Source organism: Sulfitobacter geojensis (assembly GCF_000622325.1).
Classification (GTDB): domain Bacteria; phylum Pseudomonadota; class Alphaproteobacteria; order Rhodobacterales; family Rhodobacteraceae; genus Sulfitobacter; species Sulfitobacter geojensis.
This window is the reverse complement of record NZ_JASE01000005.1, coordinates 1,517,993-1,533,615: the sequence shown is the minus strand read 5'-3', so window position 1 is coordinate 1,533,615 and position 15,623 is coordinate 1,517,993. Positions and strand designations below refer to the sequence as shown.

At 55.8% G+C, this 15,623-nt stretch carries 12 protein-coding genes and 1 tRNA gene; 6 read left to right on the top strand and 7 right to left on the bottom strand.

What is annotated here, in order from left to right; all coding sequences use genetic code 11:
• Positions 1-95: 95 nt before the first annotated feature.
• A complete protein-coding gene (locus tag Z947_RS0109515) occupies positions 96-416 on the top strand; it encodes a DUF6280 family protein (protein ID WP_025044076.1) in 321 nt (106 codons plus the stop codon).
• A gap of 159 nt (positions 417-575) precedes the next feature.
• Complete coding sequence (locus Z947_RS0109510; protein ID WP_025044075.1) at positions 576-2,033, top strand: cobyric acid synthase; 1,458 nt, start codon at positions 576-578, stop codon at positions 2,031-2,033.
• Between the two features lie 21 nt (positions 2,034-2,054).
• Here Z947_RS0109510 and Z947_RS21505 read toward each other — a convergent pair whose 3' ends face one another.
• The 3 genes from Z947_RS21505 to Z947_RS0109490 all read right to left on the bottom strand — a co-directional run bounded on the left by Z947_RS21505 (position 2,055) and on the right by Z947_RS0109490 (position 5,487).
• The gene (locus Z947_RS21505; protein ID WP_052880608.1) at positions 2,055-3,251 is read right to left on the bottom strand and encodes a hypothetical protein; all 1,197 of its coding nucleotides are present in this window, start codon (positions 3,249-3,251) and stop codon (positions 2,055-2,057) included.
• A gap of 73 nt (positions 3,252-3,324) precedes the next feature.
• Positions 3,325-4,764 carry a TolC family outer membrane protein gene (locus tag Z947_RS0109495; RefSeq protein ID WP_025044072.1) on the bottom strand — a complete coding sequence of 480 codons (1,440 nt, stop codon included), beginning with the start codon at positions 4,762-4,764 and terminating at the stop codon, positions 3,325-3,327.
• Positions 4,765-4,833: 69 nt separating this feature from the next.
• Positions 4,834-5,487 carry a protein-L-isoaspartate O-methyltransferase family protein gene (locus tag Z947_RS0109490; protein ID WP_025044071.1) on the bottom strand — a complete coding sequence of 218 codons (654 nt, stop codon included), beginning with the start codon at positions 5,485-5,487 and terminating at the stop codon, positions 4,834-4,836.
• Between the two features lie 144 nt (positions 5,488-5,631).
• Between Z947_RS0109490 and Z947_RS0109485 the strand changes: the two genes are divergently transcribed.
• A tRNA-Cys gene (locus tag Z947_RS0109485) sits at positions 5,632-5,705 on the top strand.
• Between the two features lie 96 nt (positions 5,706-5,801).
• The gene (locus tag Z947_RS0109480; RefSeq protein WP_156026640.1) at positions 5,802-7,286 is read left to right on the top strand and encodes a tyrosine-type recombinase/integrase; all 1,485 of its coding nucleotides are present in this window, start codon (positions 5,802-5,804) and stop codon (positions 7,284-7,286) included.
• A gap of 498 nt (positions 7,287-7,784) precedes the next feature.
• Here Z947_RS0109480 and Z947_RS0109470 read toward each other — a convergent pair whose 3' ends face one another.
• Entirely contained in the window at positions 7,785-8,378 is a 594-nt protein-coding gene (locus tag Z947_RS0109470) for a hypothetical protein (RefSeq protein ID WP_025044069.1), read from the bottom strand.
• A 666-nt stretch (positions 8,379-9,044) separates the two neighbouring features.
• On the opposite strand from Z947_RS0109470, the gene Z947_RS0109465 reads away from it, so the two are divergent.
• Complete coding sequence (locus Z947_RS0109465; RefSeq protein WP_025044068.1) at positions 9,045-9,746, top strand: recombinase family protein; 702 nt, start codon at positions 9,045-9,047, stop codon at positions 9,744-9,746.
• Between the two features lie 138 nt (positions 9,747-9,884).
• A complete protein-coding gene (locus Z947_RS0109460; protein ID WP_025044067.1) occupies positions 9,885-10,712 on the top strand; it encodes a hypothetical protein in 828 nt (275 codons plus the stop codon).
• Between the two features lie 260 nt (positions 10,713-10,972).
• Here the strand turns inward: Z947_RS0109460 and Z947_RS0109455 are convergent, their stop codons facing one another.
• The 3 genes from Z947_RS0109455 to Z947_RS0109445 form a co-directional block, all read right to left on the bottom strand.
• A complete protein-coding gene (locus tag Z947_RS0109455; protein ID WP_025044066.1) occupies positions 10,973-11,362 on the bottom strand; it encodes a hypothetical protein in 390 nt (129 codons plus the stop codon).
• On the bottom strand, positions 11,363-14,362 hold the full coding sequence (locus Z947_RS0109450) for a hypothetical protein (RefSeq protein ID WP_025044065.1): 3,000 nt from the start codon (positions 14,360-14,362) through the stop codon (positions 11,363-11,365). It abuts the gene before it with no gap.
• A gap of 154 nt (positions 14,363-14,516) precedes the next feature.
• Positions 14,517-15,563 carry a LacI family DNA-binding transcriptional regulator gene (locus tag Z947_RS0109445; protein WP_025044064.1) on the bottom strand — a complete coding sequence of 349 codons (1,047 nt, stop codon included), beginning with the start codon at positions 15,561-15,563 and terminating at the stop codon, positions 14,517-14,519.
• Positions 15,564-15,623 lie beyond the last annotated feature (60 nt).

The window sequence follows — 15,623 nt, the reverse complement described above, 5'->3', positions numbered from 1 at the left end:
CTATGTGAATAAGATGTATCCGAATCGTTGAAGATGATCCATAAGAACCGACAAGCCTGAATGACAAGAGCAAGAATAATCGAAAGGACGACGAGTTGAGAGATTTCGTTGACGGCACCGCTTTCAATAACGAGCAAGGCAACCGCGCCCGCAAACTCTTTGCAGCGGTAGTACTTGCTGCGTTGGACGATGCAATTGCAGATGACAAGAAATACGGCAATGGCCCGGAACAGATCGCCCGCTGGGCGCGTTCGCGCGATGGCCGCGAAGTGCTGAGCTGTGCGGGCATTGACCCGAACGAGCGCGTTGTAACCGGATTGATGGACTTTGTTGGCAAGGGTGTGCGCACCTCTGTCGCTTTGTCCCGCGAAGAATCCGAGCGTCGCCACGCCGCACAACAGGCCGAAGCCGCCTGATCATATATCCCGTTTTCGGGACGATGGACGCAGCCTTCGGGCTGCGTTTTTTTGTGGGCAGATGGCAGCGCAGTTCTTGCGCAAAACGGACCGCAACTGCCCCCTTTCACACCGCAGAAAACTACGCCAGTTTGCACTGAAACCAGACAGGTGCGCCCCATGACCAAAGCTATCATGATTCAAGGCACCGGCAGTAATGTCGGCAAGTCGATGATCGTCGCAGGAATTCTGCGCGCCTGTTCGCGGCGCGGGATGGACGTGCGCCCCTTCAAGCCACAGAACATGTCGAACAATGCTGCGGTGACATCGGATGGCGGCGAAATCGGTCGCGCCCAAGCTTTGCAAGCTCGCGCATCCGGCGTTGAACCCCATACCGATATGAACCCGATCCTGTTAAAGCCGCAGTCCACCACAGGGGCGCAGGTGATTGTGCAGGGGCAGATTGCCGGCCATCAGGACGCGGCAGCCTTTGGAAAGAACAAAGCCGCGTTGATGCCTGCCGTGCTAGAGTCGTTTCAGCGCTTGGCGGCGCAATGCGACCTGATCGTTGTCGAGGGCGCAGGCAGCCCCGCCGAAACCAATCTGCGCGAAGGGGATATCGCCAACATGGGGTTCGCGACGGCGGCCAATGTGCCGGTAGTCCTGATGGGTGATATTGATCGGGGCGGTGTGATTGCCCAGATCGTCGGCACGCAAGCCGTGATGAATGCCGCCGACAACGCCATGGTGCGCGGCTTTGCAGTTAACAAATTTCGCGGTGACCGCAGCCTGTTTGACGCAGGCCGCGATGATATCGCGCGGCGCACCGGCTGGCCCAGCCTTGGGGTGATCCCATGGTTCGATGCGGCGCACAAGTTGCCCGCAGAGGATGTGATGGACCTGCCTTCACGCTCCCGTTCAAGCGGCACAGGGTGCGTGATTGCCGTGCCCAGATTGCCGCGCATCTCGAACTTTGACGATCTTGATCCGCTTGCCGCTGAGCCGGGTGTCGATTTGCGCATCATCATGCCGGGATCGCCCCTGCCCGCAGATGCCGATTTGGTGCTTTTGGTCGGGAGCAAAGCGACCATTGCTGATCTTGCCGCCCTGCGGACCGAAGGCTGGGACATTGATATTGCGGCACATATTCGCAGGGGCGGGCGTGTCTTGGGGTTGTGTGGTGGCTATCAAATGTTGGGGAAAAGCATCGCAGATCCCCTTGGGATCGAAGGGGCACCGGCCACAGTGTCCGGATTGGGACATCTGAATGTCGCGACAGAGATGGCCCCAATCAAACACCTGTCCCTCAAGCAAGGGCACCATCCCACCAGCGGAACAAATCTGTCCGGCTATGAGATCCACATCGGTGAAACCACCGGCGCGGATACCGATCGCGCGTGGCTGCAGTTTGACGGCAAGGATGAAGGAGCGGCAAGCCCGAACGGAAAGGTGCAAGGTTGTTACATGCACGGGCTGTTCAACGCCGACAGTTTTCGCCGTGCGTTTTTGTCAGAGTTGGGGGTGCATTCCACGCTCGACTTTGACGAGGGCGTCGAGGAAACGCTGGACGCCCTCGCCGATCATGTTGAAAAGTTCTTTGATATTGATCGGCTGCTGGATATCGCCAGCGCGGTTTAACTCCGCCTACCGGCTGCCAACCTATTCCAGATCCTGCGCGGCCAATGCGCGATGGATTTCGCGACGTACCAGTTTGCGCACGTTGCGGGTGATACGCTCGCCCAGGGCTCCTTGAAGCTCGGCGCGCACGATGTCCGACACCAGATCACGAAGGACTTCTTCGTCGATCAGCTGCTCTTCAGCGGGGAATTCAAACGCGTCCTTGTCCTGAAATGCTGAGGTCTTTTCAGTGTGTGACGCTTCTTCAGCGGCGGGAGGCTCCACCGCGGTCTCGGCGGTGTCCTTGCTGGTTTCGGACTTTGCGAAAAACTCTTCCAGCTGCGATTCCATTACCTCAAGAGATTCGGTCTCTTCGGATGGCTCCGCCTTGTTTTGCTGTTCCTTGCCGAAAGCCAGCGATTTTGACAGGATTGGCTGTTCAGGGGCGTCATCCTCCCATGCCATGGCTTCACCTTCGCTGCCGGCATAGTCGCTTTCGCCTGCGTCATCAGGTTCCCACGTTTCTGAAATTTGCCCAATCGCGGTTTCCAAAGCAGCAATTTTCGCCGTCAATGCAATGGATTTATCTGACGCCATGGACGTGCCCATGCCCTGCCCCTTCGGCGGTGCCGGTTTGGCATCCGCGCGGGGCGCGTCCTGCTCGTCCTGCTGCGGTTCTTGCGGTTGCATCAGAATGGCTGTTTCGGAGATTTCGGTGGCGTCATCTTCGCCAGTATCGTGAGGAATTTCTTCTGTTACAGATGCTTGCGATCTACCGCCATCCTGCGCGTGGCCCTCGCCATCATCGTCCGTTTCATCGTCGAAATTATACGGATCGGTCGAATAATCATGGGCCGGATCGTCAAACAGCTCTTCCTCGGGCACATCATCAAAGACGAGTATATCAGCATCGTCTTGCGGCGGCTCAGGCATCGCCACCGCACGCGGGGCAAAGACATCAAGCGGCGTATCGTCCGCGACCAGCTTGTTAATGTCGACGTCTGAACCCGTATCCGCATCGGCGGATGCCTTTGCACTTGGTGCCTCTGTCACGCGCAGCGCAGGTGTCAGAACCAAACGATCTGGTTTAGGTTCTGACGGCGCCGCTTCGGCGTGGCGGAACACAGCCGTCTTGGGTTCGGATTTTGCTACCTGAACAGGACGTTTGTCTTCCGAAACCAGACGTCGGATCGATGACAGAACATCCTCTACCTCAGCGTTTGTGACCGGGTCGGACATTGAATTTACCACTCTTTTCTCGTGCGCAGGCTAACCCCAGATAGAGTTTCGCACAATGGGTCGTAGAAAATTGTCAGTCTTTTTGCAGCGCCCGCAACACACGGTCCAGCTTTTGCCCCTGTTTGGAGCGTTTCGCCGGGCTGTCCTTGACCAGATTATAATATTCGACGGGATCATACATCTGAACCGGCAGGCGCAAATCCTTGGCGGTAAGCCGCCCTGTCGAAACCAAAATGCCGTAGGCCGCGACGTAAACACTTACCCGCGCCGACACCTGTAAGGACCGCGCATCCAGCAGTGATTGTTCTGCATCCAATACGTCCAGCGTCGTGCGAGAGCCCAAAGCGGCCTCTTCGCGGATTCCGCGAAAGGCGATGCTGGCCGCGCGCACCTGACGTTCGGACGCCGCAAGCTGTGCCTGCACTGTGGTCAGCTGCGCGTAAGCGTCGCCCACATTCTGCTGCACATCGTGGCGCACCACATGTAGGTTGCCGCGCTGCGCATCGGCGCGCGCTTTGGCCTGACGGTTGGTCGCGGACAATGCCCCACCCTGATAAATGGTTTGCCCCGCTTCAATGCCGACAGAACCACCGCGATTGAATTCGCTGGTGCCCAGGTTTTCGGTCACACTCAACCGGCCGGTCAGACTGAACTGCGGCTTCATATCGGCCTCGGTTGCCCGCACCAGCAGATCCGCTGCGGCGACCTGATGTTGTGCGCCCAACAAGGACGGGTGGCGACGCACGGCAATGGCCTTGGCCTTCTCCACACTTGATTCGAGCTTTGGCAGGCTTGATGGCTGGCGCAGATTGCCCGGTTTGCGGCCGACCACGTTGCGATATTCCTCTACAGCTGAAACCAGCGCGCCCTGAGCGGCGGCCAGCCCGCTGCGGGCCTGTGCCAGCTGTGCCTGCGCCAAAGCCACATCAGTGCGGGTCACTTCCCCCACTTCAAAGCGGTCTTGAGCGGCGCGCAATTCCTGCGTCAGCAAACGCACGTTGTTTTGACGCAAAGCGACAACTTCGTTCGCTTCGACCACGCCCATATAGGCACGCACTGCGCGAAACAGCACCTGCTGTTCGATGTCGACCAAGGCCTCGCGGGTGGCCAGAACGGTTTCCTTGGCCGCGTCGACGCGCAATTGACGCGATCCGAAGTCATAGAGCACCAGCTCAGCAGCAAGACTAACAGCTGCGGTCAAATCATCGTTGTCGATGATAAGGGAGCTTGATCCCGTGCGCACCCGACCAAAAGTTTGCGACAGGCTGGTGGACCAGCGCAAGACAGGTTTGAGAGTGGCAACAGCGCTGGCGACATCTTCGTCAGCGGCCCGCAACAAGGCGCGGTTCTGATCCAGCAGGCCGGAGTGGGTATAGGCCCCGACCAACGCATCGGCCAGAGTTTCCGCAGTCGACGCGCGTGGCGACATGACGGCCAGACCAAGCGCAAACGCGCCCAGAGTACAGGTTTTGGCCAGCAGGCGCATTCCGATAGGCATTTTGTCGATCCGCATGGGTCTCGTGACCTCTTTGTTGTTACACCACCGCCTGCCTTTGGCAGACCTCGTTATTGCTGTGTCGCTTCAGAACTGGAATGCTGGCGCGGATTTGAAACCATCCAACACCGGTGCGGCAGCATTGAAAGCCATGCGCCAGCTGATCTGTCCGCCGCGTTTATGACCGATACGTACTTCGCCCAATGCGTCTTCCATAAAGAGCGCCGCAATGCGACCACCTTCCTTGAGCTGTTCAAGGATCGCAGGCGGTACATCGCTTACGCCGCCCTCGATAATAACGACGTCATAAGGACCGTGACCGGCAGCGCCCTCGGCCAATGCACCGGTATGGACGACAACGTTGTCCGCGCCTTCCTGCATCAATGCCTCGACCGCTTCTTGCGCCATGGATTCGTCTTCCTCCACGGCAACCACAGCTTCGGCCATATGGGCGATCACCGCCGCCGAATATCCCATCCCGCAGCCGATATCGAGTACCAGCTCCGCATTGGAAATCGCCAGCGCATCCAGCATTTTCGCCAAAGTCCGCGGCTCAAGCAGGACACGCCCCTGCCCCAACGCGAGGTTTTCGCCCATGTAGGCCGCTTCGCGACTGGCCGCAGGCACGAAGGATTCGCGCGGAATGCTGAGCATCGCGTCAATGATCGGGAACTTCGTCACATCCGAAGGGCGTACTTGTGTATCGACCATCATAATGCGTCGTGCGGTGAAATCACTCATCGGGTAAACTCATCCGTTCAGATTCTATCGTCCCCAGATGTGCCACATCCCGCAGCGCTCAGCAACGCCCACTTGGTTCACTTTCGAGCATCATACGTCTTGCGGCCGCAAAGCTGATCGGATAGCAAGCAAAAACCACCGGTCGGCGAGTTGGCGGAGTGGTTACGCAGCGGATTGCAAATCCGTGTACACCGGTTCGATTCCGGTACTCGCCTCCATTGACCTCTTAATCCCCATATTGTCTTATTTATAGGGGCTTACCCAGCAGGGTACGCACTACGGAAGACATTATTTGTGACATTACGGAGGTGTGTGTGAAGGCTTTAGAGTGGCATCCCGCAACGCTGGTTCAACGGAAAAGAGGCGGAAATTGGCAGGTCCAGATGACTGTGCCGCAGTGGGCTAGAAATGCGTTCGGTCGGAATCAACATCGCAAGTCCGCCGGGACAACCGACAAACGTATAGCGGAAGCACGGCAGCACGACGTTGAAGCGCAGATGCGTCAGGAGATCATGCGCAAGTTTGAGTCCTCTACCTTATGGGAACCCGGTAGCCCCTATCGCAAAGCCGTCGAATCCCTATGTCTGGAGGACACGTTCTACCGTGGGGAATGGGTCGATGACGTCAACGACATTGTAGAAATCCCTCTCAGCCAGCCACCGAAAGACGTTGGTGAGAAGCGGCAGGCATTTGAAGCCATCTACAATGCCGCAAGGCGGGTGCAGGCCAATGCCCACACAGTACAGGCGGTAAGCCTTGCGGATTTGGAACTCATCCGTCGTAACCGTGGCACTAGGCTCTCAGAAGAAGACGTTGAACAGCACCTGAGGGGCCTGAGGAAGGTGCTGTTGAATGACCAGCCGAATGGCCAACAGACTATCGAGGATGTGCTATTAGAGTTTGAGAAGCATCTGCGGGGTCGCGTTCAGAACGATGGTCTTAGACAGAAAACAATGGATGAGTGGCTTACCTTTGTACCCCAGTTCGTCAAAACGGTGGGTAATCTTCCTCTCAGGGATATTCAACAGAAACACGGACGCGAGTTTGCCAAAGCTTTGGCCGCGCAAGGAAAAGCCGAAAAGACAATAAAGAGCCGACTGACAGGAGTCTCTAGGCTTCTCCAATTCGCCACAGAGGAAGGTCTATTGGATCAGAACCCGCTATTCGGTCTGAAGCTGAGGGACGTCGGAACGAAGAGCCGCCACTACAGGCCGTTAAATGATGCGCAGCTGGCAGCTCTATTCAGGGTCGTTGGTTTGCCAGAGAATGTACGCATACTCTGGGCAATTTTGATTACTACGGGCATGAGAACAGACGAGGCTGCCCTATTAAGGCAGGATCAGGTTCGGCTAGAAGACAACCCTCCTTATTTTGACCTGCGGGTAGCGGTGGTGAAGACTGACAGCTCAAAGCGGCAGGTGCCTATTCCAGAAGTCATCCTCCCCACGATCAAACGGTTGATGGACCGCCCCCTAGGCAAAAATGGAAGGCTGTTCGACTTTGCCGTAAAGAACAACGGGAAGAGCCGCGCATCAGAGGTCTGTGGATATTGGTTACGCAAAGTGAACCTCTATGGAATGGCCCCCGTAGGTCCGGGACGATTTACCAGTCACTCCATGCGAGGATCACTGAAGGATAAGCTCATAGAAGCCAATGTGCAGGCCAACGTAAGCAACGATCTTTTCGGTCACGACAGAGGGAAGGTCGCGGGAGCGTACGGCTACGGGACATCCCTCCGAAAGTTAAAAGAGGCTGTTGATAAGATCGAACACCCCTACCTGAAGGGTCTAGAGAGATGATGGATATCATAACCCCTGAAGAGACACGGGATTTGGCAGAAGCTCTTTGGGAAGCCGCAGAAAGAGAGGAGCAGCTTCATTTGCCCTATGAGGTTTCCCAATTAGGCAGCACCTAAGTGGCTATGCCCGTGGAGGCTGGCGATAGCTATGAGGACTGCGTTGTAAAGGTGGCAAGGCAGGGGGTGAGTTGGTTTACAGAAACATGTCAAACCACCCCAGATCGCAAACGGCTAGATTTGAGTTGACGGGTTGTATTGACGACCTCCTAAGGCGACACGAATAGGATAGCGTAGCCCCTATCCCCAACGGAAAAGCCGCACCCGTGAGTAACGGGATACGGCTCTGGAGATGGGTTGACGGATTTGGAATTTAAAGGGTGACAGCGCCGCTGTGCATTAAATCAACTGGTGATATTTGAGCTTCCGGTAGTAGGTCATGTGGGGAAGGCCTAGAAATTCCTCCTGATCTTTTCGACGGGGGAAGCGGGTGATTGCCTCCTCAATGAGTTTGCGTTCGTGGGCGTTCATACGCTGGCGGAGTGTTGGTGTTTGCTGGCACATACGGAATCCTTTCAGATAGGGCGGTGAAGGGTTTGAAAAGGGTCAGGGGGATGAGGAAAGTCTTCTTCCTAGCGACGGTTCTTTGATGAAGGCGGGTTGCTTTGAGGTCTTCAGCGTCAACCCACAGCCACTCCGCTACGGAACCATCGGTATTTGCTGCGTCCGGTAGATGAATGACGAACAGAAGATCAAAGTAGTCGGCAGCACGGTTCAGGCGGTGAAGCTCTTTCTCATCTAGGTAAATGAACGGTTCGTCAGAGGGGCCGTAGACCTTCTTCCGTTTCACCTGAGCCTGTGTTGTGAAGCCTTTGGGGTAGTGAGGGAGGTAAAACACGAAGTCGGGGGAAACAGAGTAACGGGGGCCAGCGTCGTCGATTATACTGGGGTGGGCAAACTTAGGGGCATTGCCTTCCTCCAGAGAGATTGTGGACTGTGCTGCACCACCAAACTCCTCAGCGATCTTCTCCATAAAAAGGTATTCAGTTTCATCTCCTGTGAGTTTTCGTTTGGGGAACTGTGGGTCGTAACTCATACGCATTAACCGTTGTTGTGGTGGTTTTGGGGGTTGGAGGGTTGGTCTTAGGTAGCACCCGACACCCGACTCTTGTCAGACGAACACCTCCCAGAGAGAAGCACGGCTTGAGCAAGGATCGATTTTGTCAGGGACAACTCTGGCACGGTCATAGCCGTGACTGTCTGAAGGCCTTTATACCCGATTGTCCGTGTTGTTACGGCAGCGGACCAAACCTGCCTCGTTCCGGGGTTATCACAGCGTCCCACCTTTATCGCGGGAGCCGACAGCTGCCGGGTGTCAGGGCAGCGGCGTTCAGATCAGAGGTAAGACCAAAAAGTAGGCATCGCATTGGACGCCATAAAGGCAGCTGGAAACCAGTGCCTTATTTTCCCATCGTATCGGGCCGGGATCGGATAGCGATTTCAGGGAAAAGACACATCTACCGTGTCTGTTACCATTATATCGAAGATGAGCGTCGAGTGCAAGAACATTATGCGAACACGCTGTATTTTTGCGGTGTGGGTTTACAACACCAGAACCCTATCCGGTGGAGAGTTTGTATATGGTAACGGTGGGTACCCGGCATGGCGCTTCCCCCCCACCCCTCAGACCGAAGAAAGGGGATTCACAGGGATTCCAGAGAGTGTTACGCTGCATCAAACCAACGATTGATGGAACGTAACAATGACGGATGTAAAGTATGTCTCTTACTTGAGAGTCTCTACGGGAAAGCAGGGACGCTCTGGATTAGGCTTAGAAGCACAACGCCATGCAGTCGAAGCCCATCTGAATGGCGGACACTGGGAGGTGGTAGAGGAGTTTGTTGAGGTTGAGAGCGGAAAGAGCAACGGCAGGCCCATGCTTACCGAAGCCATAGAACTCTGCCACGCTATCGGCGCAACTCTGATCGTGGCGAAGATTGATCGGCTTACACGGGATGCGGCCTTCCTACTCTCACTGAAAGACGCTGGCGTGGAGTTCGTTGCTGCGGACATGCCGAACGCAAACCGTCTGACCGTGGGCATTATGGCTTTAGTGGCCGAACAGGAAAGTGAAGCGACCAGCAAACGGACACGAGAAGCCCTTCAGGCAGCGAAGGTGAGGGGCGTCCAATTAGGCGCGTACAGAGACGGTGTCTTCGTTGGCAGGGTAGGAACTGCCGAGGACGCCAAACGCGCCTCTATCGCCCGCTCAGAGAAGTACAGAGCTAGTGCCGCGAAAAAGGCTGCAATTTTGGGCAAGGTCGATCCTGAAAGAACACTGTCACTTCGCCAGATAGCGCAGCGTCTGAATTCTTTAGGTGTCCCTACGGTTTCGGGCAGAGGGTTGTGGTCAGCAAATTCTGTCCGTCGCCTCCAATCGGTCGCAAAACCCCTTGCGAAATGAAGACGTTAGGCAATTGCCATCATCAAAGTCGTATCCTCTTCTTTCGACTTCCTCTGACCGTTAGTATTCGCCTCCATTTGTTGTTGTGCATACAATCCTCTAAGGTTTCCAAAACACTAAGGATAGTGAGGCTCTAAGGTGCTGGAAACCGCTCTAAAAATTTATCATAAGAAAATCGCTACGGCATCATTTGCGCTTCTGGAGAAGACCCGCTCTGATTGCATGGGCTTACAAGCCGAGATGGCAAAAAACGGCATGTACCGTTCGGGACGCACCGTAGTTTCACTGGAGGAAATCATAAAAGGGGCAGAAGCGGTTCTTGCTGAAACTGCTCTTAGGACTTTAATTGAGTGCTATACCGCGGCTGGCGTCAAAATTACAGGAGAAAACTCTGAACACGTCGCCCAGCAAGTCTATGAGACGATGACCTCCTACTCAGAAGACTTTCGTCAAGTTATGTACGACTTACCCCTGTTCAGGGCTGAGAAACCACTAGTCGATATTGCGGAAAGCCGGAGTAGATTAAACGCGGCTCAGGAGAGGGCATTCCAAAACGTGCAATCCGCAATTGACCTCCTCGCACTGAAGAACGAAGGCCCTCAAGAAACTCCGGTCAATTCGCAACCTCAAATGGTGTTCAATGCGCCAGTTCAACAGGTAATCTCCGGGACGGGAAATTCTGGAACCGTTTATGTCGAAGATTCCTCCAAGCAAGAACTCATTAGAGCTTTGAGAAAAGTAATCGAAGCTCTGCAGTCTGGGGCCGTTGACGGGGCAGATGAAGCTCTGGCGGAGGTAGCCAAAGAAGCAGTCGTTGAGCTAGAAAAACCGGCCCCTAACCGCTTTAAGCTTAGCGGCCTGCTGTCCGGCCTCGACAAAGGTATATCAATTATTCCGAAAGCCCGGACCGCGTATGAAGTACTCAAACCTATCATCCAGTGGCTAGGGTCGACAACACCCCCCTAGAAGCAAAAGTTGCTAGCCGTGACATTATCCACGACATTACGAGCGGATCAACATTCAATAAAAATCATTTTATTGCAAGAACTTACCAAAATAATCTTGAGAAGGGGGCCAATCCGGTACTCGCCTCCAAACTCAACACCCCCACTGCTGCTTAAGACAAGTCGACCTAAAACTCCGGACAGGGTCAAATCGCAGCGGTAGTGTCAAAAACCGGCGAATAGACTGGCCTTAAACGCAACAGCTTTCAAAGCAGCTACAGATCAGAACATATCTTCCGGGTCGACGATATCTGCCCATTCTTCATCCGTCATTGCAACGAATTTCAAATCCGCCTCAGATCCGAGAACGCTGATTTCCTCGTCCGGCCAGATTTTCAGAAACGCATAGGCGAATAAGCGGCGCAATTCCTCTTCCGAAAAGGGATAGACGTAATCCGCAAACAACTTGATGCGCCCGGCCGGATTCGCCACCAGCGCGTCAAGCGACAGGCGCAGCCAGTCCAGATTGCCGTCCCGCTTTGCTTCTGCCGCCATGCTCAGAATATCGCGGTCGAAGTTTGACAAATCCGCCATGGGGTCTTCTTCGGTGACACCTATGCCAGAGGTCAGATGCGTTGTATAACGCTTGATCATTTCGCGGTGCATTCTCATCTAGGCGACCTCTTCGTCTCTCAAAACATATGTCTGCAATTCCTGATCCCACCCATCACATTCGGGGAATTGCTGCATCATCACCCAGCGCCCTTCGATGTCCACAGGCGCGGCACCGGCATTGGCGGCTTTGTATTTGTTGATATAATCCGCGACGCTGCTTGGCTTGGCACCGGCAATCTTCTTGAATTCCCATGTAAAGTTCACCCGCGCCTTGGAAATGCCGGTCAGCGCCTCATAGGTTTCATAGGTGCGTTCTTCTTTGATTTCACCTGTGTCGGCACTGTAGGAAACATTCTTTTTGCGCCCGATAAATGCCTCGTCGATAGGCCTGCCATGATCGATTACAAACTTTTGCGCCACCGGTTCGATGAATGCGCCAGTGTCGGGATCTTTGCCCAGCTTTAACGCCCCGACGTCAACGCCGTTCTTTTCCTTCGCAAGGGCTGCGCCCATTTCACGGCCCGCAAGCCAGTCTTCCATCGATTTGAACTTCGAAGACGCCCCCGTGAAAGACAGTTTCTTACCGGGAGACCAATCTGCCGCCTTACCGGATTTCAACCGTTCGATCAGTTGCCCGTCTGTCAGCTGTGGCCCATGACGCCCGATGGAATGGCCCGCGTTACAGTCGTCGGCCGCATCGGCAAGTTCATAGTAATTTACAGCCTGTGCCGTCATACTCTGACAGTCCGCCATCAGCGCGGCGTAACTTTTTTGCGCGCTGTCAAATTGCGCGCGCTTGGCCTTCTCATCGGCACTGTCAAAAGCGGTCTGGATTTCGGAAAGCAGTTTGCCCCCTGCGAACAAGTCCGCTTCGTCTTGGCCGCTTTGCGCAACGGCGCGTGCCAAGGCATTTTTGATACCCTTGGCCTGTCGACGGGTGGTGGCATAGTGCATCGCCGTGACCAGCAGCGCGGAATGATCGTTTAACTTGTCAAACGCCTCGTCGAATTTGAAGGCGGGGAACGCCAGCGCTTTGGCGGCATCCAGCAACTCTTCCAGCTTGGCCTTGGGGGCCGCCAACTCCATAAACTTCAGCACCTTGGCCTGCTGACGGTCCACCTTTTCCGCGCGGCGACCGAAATCGGCAATCTCGAGGGACAGACCTTCATAATCCGTCCCGCTGAGTGTGGTATTTAGGTCGGCCAGTGCGGTCGCCGGATCGCCCTTTTGCGCTTTGATATCGGCCGCATCAAGTGCTGCGGTTAGCGTGCTGCGCAGTTCAGGCGGGTCGTCGGGTAAAGCCAAGAGCAAACTGCGGGCGTGTTCACGACGGGAAATATATTCGGCCAAGACCGGCAGCAAAAGCAAGACGCGTTCAATCTCCGCCTTGGCTTGGATGTATTCACCCGCCCTACCAAATGCGCGGTATTGCTCGAGGTATTTGTAATCTTTGATCTTGTGCGTCTTGTCGGACAGCTTTTTCTCCTGTGCCCGTAACGCCAAAAGGTCCTCGAGAACAAAGAGTTTGCGCAATTCAACCAAAGCCGCTTTGGCCGTATCAACTGCGCCCGCGCTCACTGCATCCGTGTGTTTTGTCCATGCAGCCTTCAGCGCTTCGCGCTCCGGCTTTGGCAGGCTTTTTGACAAAGCGGTGTACCGCTTCTCCATGGTTTTGTCATAGGTCAAGCTGGCGGATTGCGCCGCAAGCGCCGCGTCGTCACCAATTTCCTTAAGCTTGGCCAATGCGCCGTCCCAGTCCCCCTGCCCTCGCAGTGCCTCCATATCGGCGATGATCTGACGGAACGCCGGTGATGACTTCATGCCCTGCTGGTGTTTGCTGATCTCTTTTGCAAGCGGCAGGTTTCCTTTGACCCAAGCCTCTAACGTGTCCAACTTGGCGCTTTGCCCTGCATAGTCCGGCGTATTTAATGCGGCCTTGCGGATGGTTTTGAACGCGTTATCCTTTTCACTTGAGTTCTTCAGCCAGCTCGCGCTGATAACCGCCAGATCCTTGCTACATTTCGCTTCGCATGCGGCGAGTTTTGCCAGAAAGTCGCTGATGTTTTTCGCATCCGTCGAAGCGGCAACACCTACGGGCGCAAAGGCACGCAAAGCGGTTTCCGCGCCCTTAAAGTCCCCGATTTGCGAAAAAGCGATTGCTGCATCCAGGGCGGCGCGGCGGTCACTTATCGCGTCGTCGCGGTGAACCTCGGCCACGGAGGTACCGATCAGCGCGACCGATGTGTCGAACCAGTTTGTATAAAAACGTCCGAAAGTCTCCGCTTTTTCTGCCAGCGCGACGAAATCATCCGCCTTGGTTTTCACAGTTTTAAAGGCCGCCTCTGATCCGGATTGGTGCCAAATGCCGACAAGTGCCGCGTATTGCGCCTCCAGATGAACGAAACCACCCCGATCCAAATCTCCTGCGACTCCGTCAAATTTCGCGCGCGCATCCGCGACCGCCTGATCGGCCGCCGCACGGGCCGTCACCACACCGGCCTGATCGCCTACGGCTTTGGCGAGGGTCGCAATCTCTACATCAAGTGTGTCAAATGCCCCCTTATCGGTCGCCCCCTCGATGCGGGCCGCAATCGCTTTTTTCTCTGCAGCGAAGGCGCGGCGCTTGTCTGGCAGAAACGCTGCCGAAATCATAATAGCCATGAGCGACTGACGGGCCTGCGCCTTGCGGGCAAGCGGATCGAAGGGGGCTGGTGGCACGGTGCCGGCAGCCCGTTGCACGGCGGCCTCAAAGGCGACAACGCCGTCTGTCGCATTGGCCAAGGACAGCGGAGAAGACACCGCATCGACCTCTTCATCAAGCGCGCCGCGCGTTTCCCCCAATCCTGCCGATTGTAGGCTGCCATCGGCAGGGATGATCAAGGCCGCCGCCGCGATCCGGTCTTTCAACGATTGCTTGTCTACATCCAGATCTTCCAGCACTTCATCGGGGACGCCCTGCTGCATTTCTTGCAACGCCCAGCCCATTTCGGCAAAAAACAACCCGACCCAATCCATGATTGACCGATCGTTGCGCCAGCTGTCCGGATCGTCGCTCATCGCGGTTTCCCCCTAACCGAAGCCCCAAATTCATTCAGGCATGCCCCAGCTTGCGTCGGTTCGCGGCAATTTTCAAGTTTTCCCTCCCGCAGAGCGTGCAGCCATCCGACACGGCTCTGCTTTGGCGACTTTCAATCATGGGGGGACGGCAGCTTTACGGGTCAGGGGTACCGGTATCGTTTCCATTTATATCGGCAAGTGAGTCGCGCATTCGTATTTTACTTTGCAGCGGGGGAAAGGGCCCAATGTTGTCGGTTTCCACCATATCAATCAACGCATTGGCCGCCGCCCGCCCCATTTTGCGATGCGGCACATGCACGGTCGTCAGGGGTGGCGAAACAATGCGCGCCAGTTCGATATCGTCAAAGCCGGTGATCGACACATCACGCGGCACGTCAAGCTTCATCAGGTGCGCGCGCCGCACGGCCCCGACTGCCAAAACGTCATTGCCGCACATTACGACGCTTGGCCGCATATCCCCCGCCATCAGTTTGGCAAAGGCGATGCCGCCGTTTTTAACGCCATAAGGGGTTTCGATCACCTTTAAGGCCTCGGGCGGAAGCCCGTTTTGCGCAAAGACATCGCGCAGCCCTTCAAGGCGGCGCCGCGCACGATCATTGCCTTGTGTCGTGCCCGAAATGACGCCGATCCGGCGATGCCCGTGATCCCAAACCAGCTGCGCAAGCGCCTGCATCGAGGCGCGGTTGTCAAACCCCACGGCAGGCTGGGCGTTTTCCTTGTCATAGGCCCAAGCAATCAAAGTCGGCACACTGCGCGAGGCGAGGTATTCATAAATCGCGGCATCACGATCATAGCCGATCAAGAGCACCCCATCGGCCCCGCGCGACACGAGGGTGCGCACCTGTTCCTCTTCAAATTCCGGACGGTAAGACGTGCTGGACACCAACAAGGTATAGCCGCGTTCATGCAATTGCTCCTGAAACGCTTGCAGCCCCCTTGCAAAGATCGCGTTGTCCATCGTCGGAATAATCGCGCCAACGGTGAAGGTGCGCTTTGCCGCCATCGCCCGTGCCCCGAAATTGGGAGTATACCCCAGGCGCGCGACCTCTGCCAAAACACGATCCTTGGTCGCCTTGACCACGCGATCCGGCGCATTCAGACAGCGCGACACCGTCGCCGTCGAAACGCCCGCGGCTTTGGCCACATCATCAAGGGTCGGCAGCTTTGGTTTCGCGGGCATCGTCGGTTTTCGATCACTTTTTTCGGCAGCTTTGGTGCCGCAACGCTCTGCGCGACAATG